Raw genomic sequence first — 18976 nt, forward strand, 5'->3', positions numbered from 1 at the left:
CCATGAAGACCGAAGCAAAGACATGGAATGATCCGGTGCTGGTGGCCGCAGTCGCGCCGCTGGCCATCGTCATGGTGGTGTTCTTTCTTATTCCGCTCGTCATGACGGTGCTGCTGACATTCCAGACAACCCAATATTATCGGCTGCACTGGACCTGGGATCTGAAGATCTGGACCGAGATCTTTTCCAAACCGCATTACTGGACCATCATGCTGCGCACGGTGTGGATGGCGGCGGTCTGCGTGGTGATCTCCGTGCTGATCGCCTTTCCGGTTGCCTATGCGCTGACCACACGGTTGAAGACCTATAACGCGCAGATCCAGATCCTGATCATCTTTGCCTTTCTCACCGACGCCGTGCTGAAGACCTTCGGCTGGATCCTGGTGCTCGACAAGAACGGCGTGGCCAACTGGATGCTGTCTTATCTCGGCATGGGACCGGAGGCGACGAATATCCTGTTTACGCCAACCGGAACGATGATCGGCATGATCTACAATCTCGCCGTCTATCCCATGTTCACCATCTATCTGTCGCTGGCGAGGATCGATCGCGATCTGATCCTTGCCTCTTACGATGCCGGCGCATCGCGCCTTCGCACCTTTTTCGAGGTGACATTGCCGCTGTCGCGACCGGGACTTTATTCCGGTGCGGTTCTGGTCTTCGTCCTTAGCCTGGGTGCCTTTCTGGAACCCAAGGTTCTGGGCGGGGGCACCTCGCCGCTTGCCTCCGAACTGATCCGCCAGAGCTTCGAAACCCGGGTCAACTGGCCGCTGGGTGCAGCGCTCACCATCGTCCTGATTGCCATTGGCGCACTCACTTTGGCGCTGGCTTCTGCCCTGGTGTTGCGCCGCCAGGCCACAAGCGAGAGGACGCCTGCATGATGTCGCAACGCTTCAAGAATGCCGTCGTCGATGTGGCTCTCGTGGGCAGTGTGGTTCTGCTTCTGTTGTTCTTCTATGCGCCGATCATGACGCTGGTCGCCTTTTCCTTCACCTCGAGCCGGGTGCTGACCTTGCCCATCGATGGCTTTTCGCTCGAATGGTATGGCGAACTGGTGCGCAAGCCGGACTTCTTCCCGGCCGTGATCAATTCCGCAACGGTTGCCGCCATCTCGACGATCTTTGCATCCGTGCTCGGAACGGCAGGCGCCGTGGCCTGGATCCGCTACCGGTTCCGCTTTCAGAACCTGTTTCGCGCCATAACCTTTGCGCCACTGCTCTTCCCGCAGCTGCTGCTTGGCGTGGTCATGCTGTTGTGGTTTTCGGTTCTCGGCAACTGGCTCGGTTTTTCCACCGGCCTTACCACCGTCATCATCGGCCACGTCGTCTACATCACGCCCTTTGCCCTGGTGATCGTTGCCGTGCAGGTCTATGGCTTCGACGAAACGCTTGAAGACGCTGCCCGCGATGCCGGCGCCAACGGATGGGAGGTCTTCCGCGAGGTGACATTCCCGCTGTTGTGGCCCGGCATCTTTTCCGCCGCCACCTTCGCCTTCCTGCTGTCCTGGGGCAATTTCTATGTGTCCTATTCGCTGGCCGGAACCGCCCGCACATTGCCGGTCTTCGTCTATAGCGGCATCGCAGTCGGGTCCTCGCCGATCTATCCGGCACTGGCGACCCTCAATTTCATACCCGCAATCGTGCTGGTCGGACTGGCCGAATTCCTGCGCCGCAGAGCGTTGAAACGGCTGAGCGCGCCCAATCCCACTTCGTGACATCCCACCCAGAAGGCAATGACCATGTCTTTCGATACCAAAGCTGTCTCCAGCAACTGGAGCTTTCCAACCGCAGTCCGCTTCGGCAATGGCCGGATAGCGGAACTGCCTGCCATTGTGCGCGAACTCGGCGCGAGCCGCCCGCTGGTGGTGACCGATAACGGCTTGAAGGATCTCTATCCCGTGCAGCGCGCGCTGGAGGTGCTGCGCGCGTCCGGCCTGGATGCCGGCCTGTTTCACAACGTCAAGCCGAACCCCACCGGCACCAATGTCGAAGACGGCGTCGACGCCTTGCGCGCGGGCAACCACGATCTGGTTGTCGCGCTTGGCGGCGGCAGTGCGCTCGATGCGGCCAAGGCCATCGCCCTGATGGCCGGCCAGACGATACCGATGTGGGATCTGGAAGATATCGGCGACAACTTCAAGCGCGCCGACACTTCCCGTCTGGTGCCGGTGATCGCCATTCCGACGACGGCGGGAACAGGCTCCGAGCTTGGCCGTTCATCGGTCATCACCCATGAGGCCGACAAGCGCAAGGTGATCGTCTTCCATCCGAAAATGATGCCCAATGTCGTGATCATGGACCCGGAACTGACGACTGGCCTGCCAGCCCCCATAACCGCTGCCACCGGCATGGACGCGCTTTCGCATGCCCTGGAGGCCTTTTGCGCACCGTCCTTCCATCCGATGGCCGAAGGCGTGGCACTGAATGCCATGCGTCTCATCAAGACCTGGCTTCCTGTGGCAACGCTGGAAGGCGATAACTTGGAAGCCCGCGGACAGATGCTGATTGCGTCCGGCATGGGTTGCGTTGCCCTGCAAAAGGGCCTTGGGGCCATCCACGCACTGGCCCATCCGCTGGGCGCCCTCTACGACGCCCATCACGGTCTGCTGAATGCAGTCTTGATGCCCTATGTTCTGGAATTCAATGCGCCTGCGGTCGAAGACAAGCTCGATGTGCTTGCGCGCTTCCTCGGTCTGCCAATGCCCAATGCAGCCGGCGTGATCGAATGGGTCGGGGAACTGCGCGATAGCCTGAACATTCCCGCGACACTGAAGGAGATCGGCCTTGTCGATATCGACACCGACACGGTCGCGCGCATGGGCGTCGCCGACCCCTGTGCCGGTGGCAATCCGGTCTTGCTGGACGAGGACGGCCTGAAGACCATCCTGAAAGCCGCGCAAGGCTGAACGGACAGGCATGCAAACAGGACCGATGACGTTTGGGGGCCAAAGGCCCCCTTCGCTGTTTTTGGCAGCCCCGCTAAAAGCCGACGATCTGTCCCGGTAGCCATGTGGCGAGTTCCGGCCAGAACATCACCAGCAGCAGCGTGACAATCTGCAGACCGATAAAGGGCAGGACGCCGCGGCACATTTGCCCATAGGTCATGTCGGGCGGGGCGATGGATTTGAGGTAGAAGATCGACGAGGCCATTGGCGGCGTCAGATAGCCGGTCTGGATGACGATGATCACCATGGTCGCAAACCAGATCGGATCGATGCCGGCTGAACGGATAAAGGGCGTAAACAGCGGCACGCAGATCAGTACATTGGCCGTCCAGTCGAGCACGAAGCCGAGAATGAAGACCACCAGCAGGAAGAAGGCAATCATGCCCCAGGGGCCAAGGCCGGCACTTTCCACGAAGGCGCGCACGATCTTGGCACCGCCATTGGCGGCAAAGGCGCCCATGAACATGGTGCCGGCAGCGACGATCAGCAGGATCATGGCCGAGATCCGCACAGTGATGCGCAGCGATTCCCGCAGCATGCCGATGCTGAATCGGCCATAGGCAAAGCAGAGGATCAGTGCGCCCATCGCGCCCACGGCAGCCGCCTCTGTGGGCGAGGCAATGCCCTTCAGCAGCGAGCCCAGAACCGCCACGATCAGTGCCATGACGGGCAGCAGGGAGGTGACCGTGAGCCGCAGTTTTTGTGACAGCGGCAAATTGCGATCCGGATCGTCGGCAGCGCGTTCCGAAATCTTGAAGGTCGCGCCGTAGACGATCAGGTACAGAATGAAAAGACCGACCATGAGCAGGCCCGGCAGGACCATGGCGGCCAACACTTCGCCAATGGAAAGCTGTGCCAGTGCGGCATACATGACCGCGATCACCGATGGCGGGATCATGGTGCCCAGCGAGCCGCCGGCGCAGATCGTCCCGGCCGTCAGACTGTTGGGATAACCGGCGCGCTGCATGGCGGGGATGGCCATCATGCCGATCATCACCTCGACCGCACCGACCACACCGGCGGCAGCCGCAAAGATCGCGCCCATGGCGATCGTTGCGATCGCCAGACCGCCGGGCAGCCGGCCAAGCCAGATATTCATCACCCGAAACAGCCGCTCGGCGATGCCCGAGCGCTCCAGCAATGCCCCCATCAGGATGAACATCGGAATGGCGGAGAGGATGAAATTGGTCGCGGCGGAATAAAACGCGCCGTAAAGCTGCGCGATGGCACTGGACCCGAATGCCATCCAGCCGGCAACGGCCGAGACCAGCGCCAGAGAAAATGCAATCGGAAGGCCAAGCAGAATGAGCGCGAAGAGCGCTGGAAACATCAATCCGGCAATCAGCATCGCTCAGATTTCTCCCGACTGTTTGTGCGAATGATGGCCGAGAAGGTCACGCAGGCCATTGGCGAAAATCTGCAGCGCCAGCGCCGCAAGGCCAAGGGCCAGAAAGGCATAGAAGGGCCACATCAGCGGTGCCCAGGGACTGACCGTCTCGACTTCGCCAGACGAATAGGCGCGCAGGGCCCGCGTGGTTGCGACGAAGGCAAGTGCGGCGAAAAGCGGCGTAACACCCAGGAGCATGATCGCGCCTTCGATCATGCCCTGCAGCCGCTTTGGCATGCGCGACGCGAGAAAGTCGATGCGGATATGGGCGTTTTCCCGAAGGGCCTGGGCGGCACCCAAGATGAAGAGAACCCCCGTTGCCATATAGGCAATATCGAAGGCCCAGACAGTTGGCGCGTCAAAGACATAACGCGCCACCACTTCGTAGATCATGGAGGCCACCAGGATGAGGACGATAGCCTCGGCCAGCCGGGCCAGAGCGGACGACAGTCCATCGGCCAAGCGATAAAGAAAGGTCATTCCGGCAGCCTCCAGTTAATTGCGATCAATCCTTGTTGCGGATGAGGTAATCGCTCTCGGCGGACCAGCGCTTCTGGTAGGCTGTGTAGTCGGCCAGCACTTCGGACATATCGCCCTTGCCTTCGGCCTTCTGGGCTGCCGCCTTCTTGCTGATCCAGTCGACGCCTGCGTCCGACAATTCCTTGATGAAGGCCGGATCGAGCGAGATGACCTCGTTCTTGCCGGAACGGTAGGTTTCCATCGCCTTCATGTCCAGATCGTAGAAGTTATAGAGCGCCTGCATGGTGGTCAGTTCGGCGGCCGTTTCCATCATCGGCTTGATGTCGTCGGGCAGCGCATCCCAGGTTTCCTGCTTCACGACCACTTCCCACAGGAAGGTCGGCTGGTGGACGCCTGGAACGATGACGTAACGGGCTGCCTGATGGAAACCTTCGGGAAGGTTGGCCGACGGCGGACCCCATTCGATCAGATCCACGCCCTTGCGCTCGAGCAGGGTGTAGATTTCACCCGGCGGCACGACTGTCGGCACAGCGCCGAAATAATCGCGCATCACTTCTGCCCATGGGCCGGAGGTGCGGTATTTCAGCCCCTTCAGATCGGCAGCGGTTTTGATCGGCACATTCGAATGGGCCATGATTTCAGACGAACCGATACCGACGATCAGGCTCTTCAGGCCGTCCTTGGCGCGCAGTTCGGTCAGCTTTTCCTTGCCGCCGCCCTCATAGATCCATGTGATGAAGGCTTCAGGACCCATGCCGCCTGGAAAACCGGCGAAGATCGCGTTGATCGGGTCCTGGTTGACCAGATAGCTCGGGCTGGAATGGCCTGCCTCGACAATGCCGTCCTTCACGCCGTCATAGACTTTCAGTGCCGGCACCAGAACGCCAGCGCCGAAGGGTTCAATGTCGACGCGACCACCGGTCATCATGTCGACATTCTTCTCGAAGCGTTCAAGGAAGTTCACGTAGAATGGCGAGCCTTCGGGAACCGATGTCGGTACGCGCCAGGTCACTTCCTGAGCAGCAAGCGGAAAGGCAGAGAGCGCCAGAGGCAGCGCAAGCGCCAGCATTTTCAGATGTTTCATCGTCAGAACCTTCCAGTTAAGTCGTTTCCCTTTGGCGCGTTTCGCGGCCGTTAATGGTATCTCGCTTTGACGCGAAACCACCCGACCGTCGCCGTCGCAGGCCAAAGACTACCATTAAAATTTTTCTTGTCGACATAAAAAATACAAAAGGTCATTGTCGCGAAAACGGGCCACCTACTTGCGCCACTCGCAACACGGGCATAACGATCCGGCATTGCGCCTGGCCGTGCATAAGGCCGCACTTCAGCGGAATGGGCGGCCGAAAACCGGAATTGCAGACTGTATGGGATGCTGCGGTTCCTCATGCGACGAGAGGGTATTCGAAATGGACGACGAGCAGGCAATCGACAAGGCGGAGCGCAAGCGCGGATCTGGCGTCAAGCATGTCTATGACGTGCTGCGCACCGATATCCTGAACATGGCCCTGCCGCCGGGTAGCCCGATCGACGAAATTCATCTTGCCGAGCGGTTTGCCATGTCGCGCACGCCGATCCGCGAAGCTCTGGTGCGGCTCGCCTCGGACGGTTTGGTGACGACACTTCCCAACCGCTCGACCGTGGTCTCCAATATCGATTTCCTCAATTTGCACACCTTCTTCGATGCCATGACGCTGATGTACCGGGTGACCACGCGCCTTGCGGCTCAATACCATGTGCCGACCGATCTGGAGATTATCCGCAAACATCAGGCCGATTTCACCAGGGCCGTTGAGGCACGCGACGCATTGGAGATGATTGCCACCAACCGGGAATTCCATGCGGCCATCGCCGAAGCCGGGCGCAATCCCTATTTCACCACCCTCTTTTGCCGGCTGCTGGATGAAGGCCGTCGTATCCTCAGGTTTTACTATCGCTCGTTCAACGACAGCCTTCCCCGGCAATATGTCACCGAGCATGAGGACATGATTTCGGCCATCGCCGCACGGGATATCGACGCCTGCGACCGGATCGCCTCTGCCCATGCCGACCAGATCGTCCGCCAGATCCAGGCGATGATTGCCCGCGACGAACGGGTGACGATCCCGCTTTAGCAACCGGATTCCCATTTCGCCCGTTTGCCGACGCCGCGCAGCTGCGCCATTTTCGGCGGACGCAAAACACGGCTTGAAATTCTTGTCGACAAATAATATACAACGATGACGCCGATCAAACGGAACACTGAAACGGGCATGATCGGTCAAGAGGACCAGGCCCGCGAAAGATCCGCCCTCAAGGAGCAAGACATGACTTCCGCAATTTTTTCCGGCTGCATTCCGGCACTGATGACGCCCTGCAAGGCTGACCGCACCCCTGATTTCGACGCGCTGGTGACCAAGGCCAAGGCACTGATGGCGGCGGGCATGTCGGCGGTTGTGTATTGCGGCTCCATGGGCGACTGGCCGCTTCTGACCGATGCCGAGCGCATGCAGGGCGTGGAACGCCTGGTCGAAGCCGGTATTCCGGTGATCGTTGGCACCGGTGCGGTCAATTCCAGGCTCGCTGTTGCCCATGCAGCGCACGCCCAGAAGGTTGGCGCCAAGGGCCTGATGGTCATTCCGCGGGTTCTGTCGCGTGGTCCGTCGATGGCGGCGCAAAAGGCCCATTTCAAGGCCATCCTGTCTGCCGCTCCCGATCTGCCGGCGGTCATCTACAACAGCCCCTATTACGGCTTTGCCACCCGCGCCGACCTGTTCTTCGCCCTGCGCGCAGAGCATCCCAATCTGGTGGGCTTCAAGGAATTCGGCGGCCCCTCCGACATGCGTTACGCAGCTGAAAACATCACCAGCCAGGATGACGATGTGTCTTTGATGGTCGGCGTCGATACGGCCGTCTTCCACGGTTTCGTCAATTGCGGCGCAACCGGCGCCATCACCGGCATCGGCAATGTGCTGCCGAAGGAAGTGCTGAACCTGGTGGCGCTTTGCGAAGCCGCTGCCAAGGGCGATGCCCAGGCCCGCACGCGGGCGCTGGAACTGGAAGCGGCCCTCGGCGTGCTGTCGTCCTTCGACGAAGGCCCGGATCTGGTTCTCTATTTCAAGCATATGCTGGTGCTGAAGGGCGAGAGCGAATACAGCCTGAACTTCTATGAGACAGACGAATTGAGCCCAAGCCAGCGCGGCTATGTCGAGGCCCAGTTCACGCTGTTCAACAGCTGGTATGCCGATTGGAGCAAATTGCCCGGCGCATTGGCTGCCTGATACCAGAGACTGCCGCTACAGAATGAGGCCATTGCCGTGAGGGATCGCGGCGATGGCCTTTTCATGTCCAGTGATCGCGCCTTATCCCTTTTGCCTCGCGCAAGTCCGCCTGTGCTATAAAAGATGCTTTACTCGAAGACGAAGTATTGCGCGTGCCCATGTCTCTTAGCCATCTCGACCGTCTGGAAGCGGAATCAATCCACATTTTCCGCGAGGTCGCGGCCAGCTTTTCCAGGCCGGTCATGCTCTATTCGGTGGGCAAGGATTCCGCCGTCATGCTGCATCTTGCGCGCAAGGCCTTTTATCCGGGCAAACTGCCCTTCCCGCTTCTGCATGTCGACACGGGCTGGAAGTTCAAGGAGATGATTGCCTTTCGCGACCGCATGGCTGGAGAACTCGGCTTTGAGCTTCTCATCCATATCAATCCGGATGGCCTTGCCGAGAAGATCTCGCCCTTCACCCATGGTTCGTCCACCCATACCCATGTGATGAAGACGGTAGCCCTCAGACAGGCGCTTGACCATTACGGTTTCGACGCAGCCTTCGGCGGCGCACGCCGGGACGAAGAAGCGTCCAGAGCCAAGGAGCGGATCTTCTCCTTCCGCAGCGAGGGCCATGGCTGGGACCCCAAGAACCAGCGCCCGGAAATGTGGAAGACCTATAATACAAGGATCAGGCCCGGCGAGAGCATTCGCGTTTTTCCGCTCTCCAACTGGACCGAACTCGACGTCTGGCAGTATATCGAGCGTGAGGCCATTCCGGTGGTTCCGCTCTATTTCGCCGCCCCCCGGCCCGTGGTGGAGCGCGACGGCATGCTGATCATGGTGGATGACGGGCGCATGCCGATTGCCTCAGATGAAACAGTGACCGAGCGGCTGGTGCGGTTTCGCACGCTGGGCTGCTATCCCCTCACTGGTGCAATCGCCTCCACTGCCGCAACGGTCGAAGATATCATTGCCGAAATGCTGACCTTCAGGGCCTCCGAGCGTCAGGGCCGGATGATCGATCGCGACGAGGCCGGTTCCATGGAGAAGAAGAAACGCGAGGGCTATTTCTGATGGCGAACCGCGATATCGAGACAGGACTCAGCCACAGCGCAGACGGATCGGGCGCACAACCCAGGACACTGCTGCGGTTTCTCACCTGCGGATCGGTTGACGATGGCAAGTCGACACTGATCGGGCGGCTGCTTCACGACACCGGCCAGATCCCCGACGACCAGATGGAAACGCTGGCGCGAGACAGCGCCCGACATGGCACGGCGGGTGACGCGGTCGATTTCGCTCTCCTGGTCGACGGGCTTCAGGCCGAGCGCGAACAGGGCATCACCATCGATGTGGCCTACCGGTATTTTTCGACCGAAAGGCGCAAGTTCATCGTGGCCGATACACCGGGTCACGAGGAGTATACCCGCAATATGGCAACCGGTGCCTCGACCGCCGATCTTGCCATCGTTCTGGTCGATGCCCGCTGCGGCATTCTCGCGCAAACGCGCCGGCACAGCACGATCGCAAGCCTGCTTGGCATTCGCCACATGGTGCTGGCCGTCAACAAGATCGATCTGGTCGGCTATGATGATCAGGCCTTTTGCCGCATAATCGAAGACTTCCGCGAGTTTGCCGAGGGTCTCTCCTTTGAAAGCCTCTGCGCCATTCCGATGTCGGCACGGCACGGCGACAATGTCAGCGGGCGCTCACCGAAAACGCCATGGTATGACGGCCCGTCGCTGCTCGAGCATCTGGAGACGGTCGATGTCGAACCGCGGTCTTGCGAAAAGCCGTTCCGCTTTCCGGTACAATATGTATCGCGCCCCAATGCCGATTTCCGCGGTTTTGCCGGTCAGATTGCTTCGGGCAGCATTGCCGTCGGCGATGCCGTCGCTGTTGCCAAATCGGGCCAGACATCAGTCGTCCGCGACATCGTCACCTTCGACGGAGCGCTTGCCCGCGCCATCGAAGGTCAGGCGGTCACGCTGGTGCTGCAGGACGAGATAGATGTGTCGCGCGGCAATATGCTGGTGGCGCCCGACAACCGGCCCCATATTGCCGATCAGTTTCAGGCGCGCATCATCTGGTTCGACGCCGACCCTCTGATCCCGGGTCGCAGCTATGTCCTGCGCACCGAAACCGACAGCGTGACGGCCACGGTGACCACGCTGAAACACAGGGTCGACATCAACAGTTTTGCCCATATCGCTGCCAAGTCTCTACAGATGAACGATATCGGTGTCTGCAATCTTTCCACCCAGGCGCCGCTTGCCTTCGATGCCTATGACGACAACCGCGTCACGGGGCACTTCATCCTGATCGACCGGCTGACCGACCGCACAGTCGGCGCCGGTCTGATCGATTATCCGCTCCGGCGCGCTGCCAATGTGCATTGGCAGGCGCTGGAGGTGAACCGCGACGCACGCGCTGCGCTCAAACATCAAAAGCCGGCCGTCATCTGGTTTACCGGACTGTCAGGCTCGGGCAAATCCACCATCGCCAACCGGCTGGAAAAGCTGCTGCACGCGCGCGGGCATCACACCTATATGCTGGACGGCGACAATGTGCGCCATGGGCTGAACCGCGACCTCGGCTTTACCGATGCGGACCGGGTGGAGAACATACGCCGGGTGGCGGAAGTGGCCAAGCTGATGGCCGATGCCGGACTGATCGTCATCGTCTCCTTCATCTCGCCCTTCCGCTCCGAACGACGCCTTGCCCGCGAGATGATGGTGCCCGGCGAATTCATGGAAGTGTTCATCGACACGCCGCTGGAGGAATGTGCCAGACGCGATCCGAAAGGCCTCTACAAGAAGGCGATGAACGGCGAGATCCAGAATTTCACCGGCATCACCTCGCCTTACGAACCACCCCTTGCGCCGGAACTGCATCTGAAAACACTCGACGCCGGACCGGAGGAACTGGCGATGCAGATCGAATTGTTGCTGGGCGCGGATCGTCCATGATCGAATTCCCATCGGTCGAGGCGCACCAGTAACCATAATCGCCGTTCCTGGTTGCTTTTCACCGCCCTGATCGCCACCCTCGCCGCATAGGGAGACCCAGGTCATGATCAGACAAATCCTGCTGACGATTGCCATAACGACGTTCGCGGCACAGGCCTTTGCCCACGGCGGAGGCTGCCGCAAGAGTTCACCGCCGGGACAATGCTGCCATATGGACAACAGCGTCGGTCGCGTGCACTGCCATTGATCAAATTGCGGTCCCACACCGGACACCTGCTGAACGACACACAGCCTCTGCCAGCGACATTTTCGCGCGATCCCTGTGAAATTAAGGGCACTTGCCTTTTTTCGTTTGCACTGCACCCATGCCACCTGCAATCATCGGATCTGTTCACATTCTCAACGGAATAGCTTTCAGATGACTGCAGATATCCTCGTGCTCGGTGCCGGCATTGTCGGCGTGTCCACCGCCATCCACCTCCAGCGGCGCGGCAAGTCCGTGGTTCTGGTCGACCGGCGCGGCGCCGGCGAGGAAACCTCTTTCGGCAATGCCGGACTGATCCAGCGCGAAGGCATCGTGCCTTACGGTTTTCCGCAGGAAGTCTCCACGCTGATGCGCTACGGTCTCAACAACCGGATCGACGCGCATTACCACATTGCCGCCATGCCCAAGCTGGTGCCGTTTCTGTCGCGCTACTGGTGGCATTCCAACAAGGTGCGGCACAACGCCATTGCCAATGCCTATGCGCCGCTGATCGAGAACTCCGTCTCCGAACATGACGATCTGATCCAGGCATCCGGTGCCGGCGACCTGATCCGCAAGGATGGCTGGATGGAAGTGTTCCGCACCGAGAAAGTGCGCGACGACGAACTGGCCGAGGCCGAACGTCTGTCAAAGGTGGCGAAGATCAACTACACCGTGCTTACCCCGGCAGACCTTGCCAAGGCCGAGCCGCATCTCAAAGACAAGTTCGTCGGCGGGTTGAAGTGGAACGACCCCTGGTCGGTCACCGATCCGCATGGGCTGACCAAAGCCTATCTCGCCTATTTCCAGTCGCTGGGCGGCCAGTTCGTCACCGGCGATGCGACCACGCTTGGCCAGAGCGCCAGCGGCAAGGGCTGGCAGGTTACCACCGAAGATGGTGTGGTCGAGGCGGAAAAGGTGGTTCTGGCGCTCGGTCCCTGGTCGGAAGATGTCACCCGCAAGCTCGGCTATTCCTTCATCGTCGGCGTCAAGCGCGGCTATCACATGCATTATTCGCCAGCCGGCAATGCCGTCCTCAACAACTGGACCATGGACAAGGAGCGCGGCTATTTCCTCGCCCCCATGGCCAAGGGCATTCGGCTGACCACCGGCGCCGAATTCGCCGACCGCGATGCGCCGAAATCCCCGGTTCAGGTGGAACGCGCCGAACGCGTGGCCCGCACCATCTTTCCGCTCGGCCACCGGCTGGACGACGAGCCGTGGATGGGGTCGCGCCCCTGCACGCCCGACATGATGCCGATCATCGGCAAGGCCCCGCGCCATGACGGCCTGTGGTTCGCCTTCGGCCACGCCCATCACGGGCTCACGCTTGGACCGGTCACCGGCCGCCTGATCGCAGAAGCGATGACCGGTGAGACACCCTTCCTCGACATCAGCGCATGGCGGCCGGAACGTTTCAAGGCGTAAGGCCAGGACCGGAGGTCTTCAGCGCTTTTTACCGCTCCGAACGTTCCGGTACAGGACATGAGCGATTGGCGAGAGCTTTACTTGAACAGGCTTGGCTTGCCTTGAGCGACCCAAGCCTTCATCTCATCCAGGCGCTCTCTGGTCGGCAGCTTCAAAGCCTCGGCCTCCGCATGGCCTTCTGCAATCTTCTTTTCGATCATCCACCCCTGGAAGGTCGCATAATCTGCTTCGAGTCTCGCAGGTCCGGGAGCATTGACACCGACTTCCACCCGGAAAAACTCCCTGACGTGTTTTATGACAGCCTCGAAACTGTCGCCATGGCTAACAACATCTTGCCCTGCGATATCGGATAACGCGCGCTTCAAATCATACGGCTTGCGCTCAAAAATCAGAAATTTCTTCTGCTGAAGCCCGGAATCCTCGCTGCGGCGAAAACCAACGTCGATACCGTATTCAAACGGCATGTTCATTCGGAAATATTCGCCCTGCTCGTCCGCTCTGCATCGCGACAGGTCATGGATGGAGTATCTCGCACCACGTATCATCCCGACAATCTTGTCGAGACGGTTTTCTCCAGCTTCCAAACTCTCGTTCGCAAGGCGCGGAACGAATTCAAAATATGTGATGCAAAAAAGCGCAGCTTCCAACAATGGCGCATACGTCTCATCAAAGGGACAATTGACGAAGACCGATTGCTCGAAGTTCTCAGGCGCGACCATCATCCCTTCGGCGGAAAGGGATCACGGCCATAGGAACTACGCTCCCGGATGCGGCCGTCCTTGCCATGGATATAGAGTTCCGTACCTTGTTTTTGCGCTTTTTGTCTGGCGTTATCGATGGCTTCCTTTTGGGTCGCGAATGTTTTGCTCGCCCGCTCGGCCCCCGCAGACCTTACGCTCCATTTGGCGCCATTGGGTACAACATGCTGCCCTTTCTTGGACATGACCTATCTCCACAATTAACACTTCTCTATTATATAGACATCACGAGCGAAGCACACCAAAAAGGATTAAAGGCCCTCAAATTGCCCCGGCCTGAGATCCAACTCCATCCCAGCAATCTGTTTCGGTGCCATCGAGCGGGAAAGCGTCGAGAAATGCAGTCAGGCGATCATGCTTTGCTGTCATGTTTGAATCTGGATTATGGAATTTCTCAAAAAAACGCTCAAAAGCACATATTCTTTACCCCATCTTCAAGCCAGCCGTCGAATCCACCTCGGGAACCGAACATGACCTCCTCCTCCGCTGCAAAATTCGACCCGGCCCGCGCCGCAGATTATGCCGAGCAGAGCCGCATCGCGCTCGCCGGCTACGACGCCTGCCATGCGCTTTCGGCCTGCATGCTCTCGGCAGCGCTCGGCGCCGGATCCGGGGCGCGCGTGCTGGTCGTCGGCGCCGGCGGCACGGCAGGGGAGATCATCGCAGCGGCCAGGCTGGAAGATCGCTGGCGCTTCGTCGCCGTCGATCCATCGCCGCCGATGCTTGAACTTGCCCGCGCCGCCCTCGATAAAGAGGGACTGTCCGCACGGGTGGAGACGATCGAGGGGCATCTCGAAAGGATCGGTGCGCATGCCGCCTTCGATGCCGCCATCATGATCGGCGTTCTTCACCACATTCCCGGCGATGCCGCCAAGCAGGCCTTGCTCAGCGAGCTCGCTGCCAGGCTGAAACCGGGCGCGCCTCTCGTGTTGGCGGGCAATTACCGCGCCTACGCGTCCGAGCCGCTGTTGATGGCGGCCTGGGCCAATCGCTGGCGCATGCATGGCGCAGGGCCGGACGAGGTCGAAGCCCGGCGCGCGAAAATCCTGCAAGGGGCAGAGCCGCCGCAATCCGAGGAGGCCGTTTCAGGCCTGCTGACCGAAGCCGGTTTCGAGCCGCCCTTGCGGTTCTTCGCCAGCCTGTTCTGGGGAGCATGGTTCACGCGCCGCGCGTGAAAACCGTCCGTCGGCTTCAGCTGCGTCAATCAGCCCGCCTTCAGGCTCGCCAGCAATGCGTCCAGCTGGTCGAACTGCTCCGGCATGCAGCTTTCCATGCCTTGAAAGGACTCCTCCAGCGCTTCCCTTGAGCGGTGGCGTTCATGCAGAACCAGCTGCGTCTTGCCATCCTTTTCTTCAAAGGTCACGGTCGTCACGGCACCGTCTTCGCTCTCTTCATTCGTCCAGACGAGGCGCACCCCGGGCACCACCTCGCGATACTTGCCGTAAAAGACCATGGGTTGCTCGCCGTCCGGATGGCCGAATTCAAGCCGGTAGCCGCCTCCGGTTCGAACATCCATCTCGCAGGACAGGATCGTCATGCCGAGAGATTTCGGTGCCCACCAGCGCTTGAACAGTGCCGGTGCGACCCAAGCCTCGAACACCCGCCTGACCGGGGCATCGAAGCTGCGGGTGACGGAGAGGTCGTGATCGGACCCTCGCTCCACATGCGTGCGTCTGTCGTTGGACATATGATCCGTCTCGCCCACGGAAATTCTCCCTCTCGTTCAGATCATGCAAGACATCGTCGAAGGCGTTGAAGCGCTCCAGCCATAGCGGGCGGGCCCCGGTGTCCTCCGCAGGTGCGAAAGGACGCGTAACGACAGTAATTTTGATGCCGACCCAATTGTGTCAGTATTTAACCGTAAAGCCCGAGGTTGCAAAGCGCCGAATACACGCCCAGAGGCGTCACTCGTGGGTCGGCGCAACCGGAATGGCCGGGCTGTCCTGCCCCGGGTTGGCAAAGTGGCTGGCACCATGCTACCGTCATTTCTGGTCATTCGACCAGTTTTCTCCGGGGCGATATGTGGGACATGCGTCGATTTCTGATTTACAACGCGGACGTTGCCGACCGTTAGCGGCGCTGCTTGCGCCTGCGCTTCATTTGCGTTTCAAATCAGATCATTGACTCAAGACCCGGTGCCTTATGGACATTGAAAGCCAAGCCAAAGCCTTTTTAGATGCCAATCCCGATATCGAAGTGCTTGAAGCCTTCGTGATCGATGTCAATGGCATGCCGCGTGGCAAGTGGATCCCGCGCGAACGGGCACTCGACGTTTTGACCAAGGGCATGGCCATGCCGCGCTCGGTCTTCGCGCTCGATGTCTGGGGCCGCGACGTGAATGCCGCTGGCCTTGCCGAAGGGACCGGCGATCCCGATGGCATGTGTTTCCCGGTGCCCGGCACATTGTCGCGTGTCACCTGGCTGTCGCGCCCCACTGCCCAGGTGCTGTTGCATATGGAAGTGGACGGCAAGCCCTTTTATGCCGATCCGCGCCGGGCGCTTGCCAATGTGCTGGATCGCTACAAGGCACTGAAGCTCACGCCTGTCGTGGCAACCGAACTGGAATTCTATCTGATCGACCCGGTGCGCTCGGCGCTCGATCCGGTGCGTCCGCCCAATACGCGTGACGGTCGCTGGCATACCGGCCAGACGCAGGTGTTGTCGATTTCCGAATTGCAGGATTTCCAGGAAGTGTTTCACGGCATTTCGACAGCGGCCCGCGCGCAAGGCGTGCCCGCCGATACCACGCTGCGCGAAAACGGCCCCGGCCAGTATGAAATCAATCTCAACCATGTGCCCGATGCGCTTGCGGCTGCCGATTATGCAGTTCTCTTGAAGCGCATCGTCAAGGGTGTGGCGCGCGCCAGCGATCTGGATGCCACGTTCATGGCCAAGCCTTATGGCCGGCAGGCCGGCAGCGGCATGCATGTGCATTTTTCCATTCTCGACGAGAAGGGCAACAATATCTTTGCCGGTGACAACGGTCCGTCGGAAAAGCTGATGCATGCGGTCGGCGGCCTTCTGGAAAACATGGGCGAGAGCATGGCCGTGTTTGCTCCGCACCAGAATTCCTATCGGCGTTTGCGCCCTTCCGAACACGCACCCACCTATGCCTCCTGGGGCATCGATAACCGCTCGGCGGCGGTGCGCGTCATCCCCTCGCCCAAGCCGGCCACCCGTATCGAGCACCGCGTGGCCGGATCCGACACCAACCCATACCTGGTTCTGGCCATGATCCTGTCGGGAGCGCTTGCCGGGATGAAGGAAAAGCTTGCACCCGGCGGCGCCATCACCGGTGACGACCATGCGATCAATCATGAGCCGCTTCCCACCAACTGGGATTATGCGGTTCAGCGCTTTGCCAAATCGAGCTTTGCCTATGCGGCACTCGGACAGAAATATCGCGGCCTTTACACGGCCTGCAAACAGCAGGAAATCTCCGAATTTTCCCTGCGCGTGACCGACGTCGAATACGACGCCTATATCAGGACGGTATGACATGAGCACTGACAGAACCTCTGCCACCAATCCGGGCCACGCGCCGTCGTGGTATGCCCATTCGGCCAATGACAAGCGTGTGCGCGATCCGCTGGTTGGCGAATTGTCGGCCGATGTCTGCATCATCGGTGCGGGCTTTACCGGCATTTCGGCAGCCCTGCAGCTGGCCGAAAACGGCTATTCCGTCATCGTTGTCGAGGGTGAACGCGTCGGCTATGGCGCGTCAGGGCGCAATGGCGGGCAGATCGTCAATGGCTATAGCCGCGATCTGGAAACCATCGCCAGACGTTACGGCCAGGACAAGGCCGATGCGCTGGGCAAGATGTCACTGGAAGGCGGCGCGATCATCCGCGAGCGCGTGGCGAAATACGGCATCCAATGCGATCTCGTCGATGGCGGCTTCTTTGCCGCCTTCACCGACAAGCAGATCCGCGAAATGGCCCATGTGAAAGCCCATTGGGAAAAGCACGGCCATGACGGACTGGAAATGGTGTCGAAGTCCGATGTCGGCAAATATGCAAAGTCCGACCGCTATGCCGGCGGCATGATCGACAAGCGTGGTGGCCATATCCATCCGCTCAATCTGGTGCTGGGCGAAGCGGCCGCTGTCGAAAGCCTCGGCGGCAGGATCTTTGAAAACTCCCGCGTGATTGACCTGAAGATGGGCGCCAACCCGGTGGTCAAGACCGACAAGGGCCAGGTCACCGCCAAATATGTGCTGGTCTGTGGCAATGCCTATATGACCGGCCTGTTGCCGAAGATCACCGACAAGATGATGCCGGTGTCCTCGCAGGTCATGGCAACCGAACAGCTGGATGCCAAATTCATCCAGGACCTTCTGCCGGCCAATTATTGCGTGGAAGATGCCAATTACGTGCTCGATTACTATCGCCGCACCGCCGACAACCGCCTGCTTTATGGCGGCGGCATCGGTTACGGCGGTCAGGACCCGGCCAATCTGACCGGCGTCATCCGCCCCAATATGCTGAAGACATTCCCGCAATTGAAGGATGTGAAGATCGATTTTGCCTGGTCCGGAAATTTCGCGCTGACGCTCACACGCATTCCGCATATGGGCAAGCTTGCCGACAATGTGTTCTTCTCCCACGGCGACAGCGGTCACGGCGTCACCACCACGCATCTGCTCGGCAAGATCCTCGGCGAAACCGTCAACGGCCATGCCAGCCGTTTCGACGTGTGGTCCTCGCTGCAGGCCTATCCCTTCCCCGGCGGCAAGACCTTCCGCGTACCGCTCACCATGCTCGGTGCCTGGTGGTACGGCATGCGCGACAAGCTCGGCGTGTAAGGGAAAGCGTCAAGCCAAGCATCGCAGCCGCGAACCTTGGAAAAGAGCCGCGTTGGGCAATATTGACCACGCGTTCGAGCGTATTCGTGGCGTGTCGGCTCCTGAAGGCGGATGAGCCGGCCTGTGCTGTTTCGCCTGCGGATCAGTCGAGATCGACCTTATTCGGCAATCGCAGCCAAGCCCTTGAGCGCCTCTTCGACAATCGCATCCACGCTCTGATCAATGCTGACCGTCACCACGCCCGGTTCGCCGGTCGGCACTTCCAGCGTGGCGAGCTGGCTGTCGAGCAATGACAGCGGCATGAAATGACCGGTGCGAGCGCCCATGCGGCCGGTCAGAAGTTCGCGGCTGCCGTCGAGATAGACGAAGGTCAGGCGGTTGCCGGTGGCGTCGCGCAGGCGGTCGCGATAAATGCGCTTCAGTGACGAGCAGGAAACCACAATGCCGGCATTGGCGTCGAGCGCGTCTGCCATGCGCGTGCCGATCTCTTCCAGCCAGGGCCAGCGATCATCGTCGTTCAGCGGCTCGCCGCGCGACATCTTTTCCACATTGGCCCGGGGATGCAGGACATCGCCCTCGATGAAGGGCAGGTCCAGACGTTCGGCAATTGCCGCACCGACGGATGACTTTCCGCAACCGCTGACGCCCATGACGATAACCGCGCATGGGCGGCGAAGAACGGATTGGGAAGACATTGACTGTATCGGGCTTCTTCGAA

Annotated in this window: 19 protein-coding genes; 12 read left to right on the forward strand and 7 right to left on the reverse strand. The window is 60.0% G+C overall.

Annotation, left to right across the window (positions count from 1 at the left end; all coding sequences use genetic code 11):
* Positions 1-2 precede the first annotated feature (2 nt).
* Genes ACQQ2Q_RS04550 through ACQQ2Q_RS04560 form a run of 3 tightly spaced genes read left to right on the forward strand, consistent with a single transcriptional unit; the run spans position 3 to position 2905 of the window.
* Entirely contained in the window at positions 3-881 is an 879-nt protein-coding gene (locus ACQQ2Q_RS04550; protein WP_428185832.1) for an ABC transporter permease, read from the forward strand.
* Entirely contained in the window at positions 878-1714 is an 837-nt protein-coding gene (locus ACQQ2Q_RS04555; protein ID WP_428185833.1) for an ABC transporter permease, read from the forward strand. Before ACQQ2Q_RS04550 ends, ACQQ2Q_RS04555 begins: the two co-directional genes overlap by 4 nt.
* Positions 1715-1738: 24 nt before the next feature.
* Positions 1739-2905 carry an iron-containing alcohol dehydrogenase gene (locus tag ACQQ2Q_RS04560; protein ID WP_428185834.1) on the forward strand — a complete coding sequence of 389 codons (1167 nt, stop codon included), beginning with the start codon at positions 1739-1741 and terminating at the stop codon, positions 2903-2905.
* Between the two features lie 73 nt (positions 2906-2978).
* Here the strand turns inward: ACQQ2Q_RS04560 and ACQQ2Q_RS04565 are convergent, their stop codons facing one another.
* From ACQQ2Q_RS04565 to dctP, 3 genes are read right to left on the reverse strand one after another with little or no spacing between them, the layout of a single operon-like run.
* The gene (locus ACQQ2Q_RS04565; protein WP_428185835.1) at positions 2979-4292 is read right to left on the reverse strand and encodes a TRAP transporter large permease; all 1314 of its coding nucleotides are present in this window, start codon (positions 4290-4292) and stop codon (positions 2979-2981) included.
* Positions 4293-4295: 3 nt separating this feature from the next.
* Entirely contained in the window at positions 4296-4811 is a 516-nt protein-coding gene (locus ACQQ2Q_RS04570; RefSeq protein WP_428185836.1) for a TRAP transporter small permease subunit, read from the reverse strand.
* Positions 4812-4836: 25 nt separating this feature from the next.
* Positions 4837-5895 (reverse strand): TRAP transporter substrate-binding protein DctP, encoded by a 1059-nt coding sequence (gene dctP / locus ACQQ2Q_RS04575; RefSeq protein ID WP_428185837.1) that lies wholly within the window; start codon positions 5893-5895, stop codon positions 4837-4839.
* A gap of 325 nt (positions 5896-6220) precedes the next feature.
* On the opposite strand from dctP, the gene ACQQ2Q_RS04580 reads away from it, so the two are divergent.
* The 6 genes from ACQQ2Q_RS04580 (at position 6221) to ACQQ2Q_RS04605 (ending at position 12696) form a co-directional block, all read left to right on the forward strand.
* The gene (locus ACQQ2Q_RS04580; protein WP_428185838.1) at positions 6221-6925 is read left to right on the forward strand and encodes a GntR family transcriptional regulator; all 705 of its coding nucleotides are present in this window, start codon (positions 6221-6223) and stop codon (positions 6923-6925) included.
* A 192-nt stretch (positions 6926-7117) separates the two neighbouring features.
* Positions 7118-8071, forward strand: coding sequence for a dihydrodipicolinate synthase family protein (locus ACQQ2Q_RS04585; RefSeq protein ID WP_428185839.1), 954 nt, complete (start codon positions 7118-7120; stop codon positions 8069-8071).
* A 158-nt stretch (positions 8072-8229) separates the two neighbouring features.
* A complete protein-coding gene (gene cysD, locus ACQQ2Q_RS04590) occupies positions 8230-9129 on the forward strand; it encodes a sulfate adenylyltransferase subunit CysD (protein WP_428186479.1) in 900 nt (299 codons plus the stop codon).
* Positions 9129-11024 carry a sulfate adenylyltransferase subunit CysN gene (gene cysN, locus ACQQ2Q_RS04595; protein ID WP_428185840.1) on the forward strand — a complete coding sequence of 632 codons (1896 nt, stop codon included), beginning with the start codon at positions 9129-9131 and terminating at the stop codon, positions 11022-11024. The genes cysD and cysN overlap by 1 nt, the downstream gene beginning before the upstream one ends.
* Before the next feature lie 103 nt (positions 11025-11127).
* Entirely contained in the window at positions 11128-11271 is a 144-nt protein-coding gene (locus tag ACQQ2Q_RS04600; RefSeq protein ID WP_428185841.1) for a hypothetical protein, read from the forward strand.
* Positions 11272-11442: 171 nt separating this feature from the next.
* Positions 11443-12696, forward strand: a complete 1254-nt coding sequence (locus ACQQ2Q_RS04605) for an NAD(P)/FAD-dependent oxidoreductase (protein WP_428185842.1) — start codon at positions 11443-11445, stop codon at positions 12694-12696.
* Between the two features lie 77 nt (positions 12697-12773).
* Here the strand turns inward: ACQQ2Q_RS04605 and ACQQ2Q_RS04610 are convergent, their stop codons facing one another.
* Both ACQQ2Q_RS04610 and ACQQ2Q_RS04615 read right to left on the reverse strand, forming a co-directional pair.
* Entirely contained in the window at positions 12774-13166 is a 393-nt protein-coding gene (locus tag ACQQ2Q_RS04610) for a hypothetical protein (protein ID WP_428185843.1), read from the reverse strand.
* Positions 13167-13414: 248 nt separating this feature from the next.
* Positions 13415-13639, reverse strand: a complete 225-nt coding sequence (locus tag ACQQ2Q_RS04615; RefSeq protein ID WP_428185844.1) for a DUF2188 domain-containing protein — start codon at positions 13637-13639, stop codon at positions 13415-13417.
* Between the two features lie 285 nt (positions 13640-13924).
* On the opposite strand from ACQQ2Q_RS04615, the gene ACQQ2Q_RS04620 reads away from it, so the two are divergent.
* Positions 13925-14629 carry an SAM-dependent methyltransferase gene (locus ACQQ2Q_RS04620; RefSeq protein WP_428185845.1) on the forward strand — a complete coding sequence of 235 codons (705 nt, stop codon included), beginning with the start codon at positions 13925-13927 and terminating at the stop codon, positions 14627-14629.
* A gap of 29 nt (positions 14630-14658) precedes the next feature.
* On the opposite strand, the gene ACQQ2Q_RS04625 is transcribed toward ACQQ2Q_RS04620, so the two are convergent.
* Positions 14659-15141 (reverse strand): SRPBCC family protein, encoded by a 483-nt coding sequence (locus tag ACQQ2Q_RS04625; RefSeq protein ID WP_428186480.1) that lies wholly within the window; start codon positions 15139-15141, stop codon positions 14659-14661.
* Positions 15142-15596: 455 nt separating this feature from the next.
* Between ACQQ2Q_RS04625 and ACQQ2Q_RS04630 the strand changes: the two genes are divergently transcribed.
* Positions 15597-16952, forward strand: a complete 1356-nt coding sequence (locus tag ACQQ2Q_RS04630) for a glutamine synthetase family protein (protein WP_428185846.1) — start codon at positions 15597-15599, stop codon at positions 16950-16952.
* Position 16953: 1 nt separating this feature from the next.
* The gene (locus ACQQ2Q_RS04635; RefSeq protein WP_428185847.1) at positions 16954-18258 is read left to right on the forward strand and encodes an NAD(P)/FAD-dependent oxidoreductase; all 1305 of its coding nucleotides are present in this window, start codon (positions 16954-16956) and stop codon (positions 18256-18258) included.
* Between the two features lie 158 nt (positions 18259-18416).
* Here the strand turns inward: ACQQ2Q_RS04635 and ACQQ2Q_RS04640 are convergent, their stop codons facing one another.
* Positions 18417-18953, reverse strand: a complete 537-nt coding sequence (locus tag ACQQ2Q_RS04640) for a gluconokinase (RefSeq protein WP_428185848.1) — start codon at positions 18951-18953, stop codon at positions 18417-18419.
* Positions 18954-18976: the final 23 nt, after the last annotated feature.

It is taken from the genome of Agrobacterium sp. ES01, assembly GCF_050320885.1.
Taxonomy (GTDB): domain Bacteria; phylum Pseudomonadota; class Alphaproteobacteria; order Rhizobiales; family Rhizobiaceae; genus Allorhizobium.

Coding starts and splice junctions, on each gene's coding strand:
- ACQQ2Q_RS04620 (WP_428185845.1), top strand. CDS start 13,925: ATGACCTCCTCCTCCGCTGCAAAATTCGACCCGGCCCGCGCCGCAGAT.
- ACQQ2Q_RS04550 (WP_428185832.1), top strand. CDS start 3: ATGAAGACCGAAGCAAAGACATGGAATGATCCGGTGCTGGTGGCCGCA.
- ACQQ2Q_RS04585 (WP_428185839.1), top strand. CDS start 7,118: ATGACTTCCGCAATTTTTTCCGGCTGCATTCCGGCACTGATGACGCCC.
- ACQQ2Q_RS04570 (WP_428185836.1), bottom strand. CDS start 4,811: ATGACCTTTCTTTATCGCTTGGCCGATGGACTGTCGTCCGCTCTGGCC.
- ACQQ2Q_RS04560 (WP_428185834.1), top strand. CDS start 1,739: ATGTCTTTCGATACCAAAGCTGTCTCCAGCAACTGGAGCTTTCCAACC.
- ACQQ2Q_RS04610 (WP_428185843.1), bottom strand. CDS start 13,166: ATGAACATGCCGTTTGAATACGGTATCGACGTTGGTTTTCGCCGCAGC.
- ACQQ2Q_RS04630 (WP_428185846.1), top strand. CDS start 15,597: ATGGACATTGAAAGCCAAGCCAAAGCCTTTTTAGATGCCAATCCCGAT.
- ACQQ2Q_RS04580 (WP_428185838.1), top strand. CDS start 6,221: ATGGACGACGAGCAGGCAATCGACAAGGCGGAGCGCAAGCGCGGATCT.
- ACQQ2Q_RS04635 (WP_428185847.1), top strand. CDS start 16,954: ATGAGCACTGACAGAACCTCTGCCACCAATCCGGGCCACGCGCCGTCG.
- ACQQ2Q_RS04625 (WP_428186480.1), bottom strand. CDS start 15,141: ATGTCCAACGACAGACGCACGCATGTGGAGCGAGGGTCCGATCACGAC.
- dctP (WP_428185837.1), bottom strand. CDS start 5,895: ATGAAACATCTGAAAATGCTGGCGCTTGCGCTGCCTCTGGCGCTCTCT.
- cysD (WP_428186479.1), top strand. CDS start 8,230: ATGTCTCTTAGCCATCTCGACCGTCTGGAAGCGGAATCAATCCACATT.
- ACQQ2Q_RS04605 (WP_428185842.1), top strand. CDS start 11,443: ATGACTGCAGATATCCTCGTGCTCGGTGCCGGCATTGTCGGCGTGTCC.
- cysN (WP_428185840.1), top strand. CDS start 9,129: ATGGCGAACCGCGATATCGAGACAGGACTCAGCCACAGCGCAGACGGA.
- ACQQ2Q_RS04640 (WP_428185848.1), bottom strand. CDS start 18,953: ATGTCTTCCCAATCCGTTCTTCGCCGCCCATGCGCGGTTATCGTCATG.
- ACQQ2Q_RS04600 (WP_428185841.1), top strand. CDS start 11,128: ATGATCAGACAAATCCTGCTGACGATTGCCATAACGACGTTCGCGGCA.
- ACQQ2Q_RS04615 (WP_428185844.1), bottom strand. CDS start 13,639: ATGTCCAAGAAAGGGCAGCATGTTGTACCCAATGGCGCCAAATGGAGC.
- ACQQ2Q_RS04565 (WP_428185835.1), bottom strand. CDS start 4,292: ATGCTGATTGCCGGATTGATGTTTCCAGCGCTCTTCGCGCTCATTCTG.
- ACQQ2Q_RS04555 (WP_428185833.1), top strand. CDS start 878: ATGATGTCGCAACGCTTCAAGAATGCCGTCGTCGATGTGGCTCTCGTG.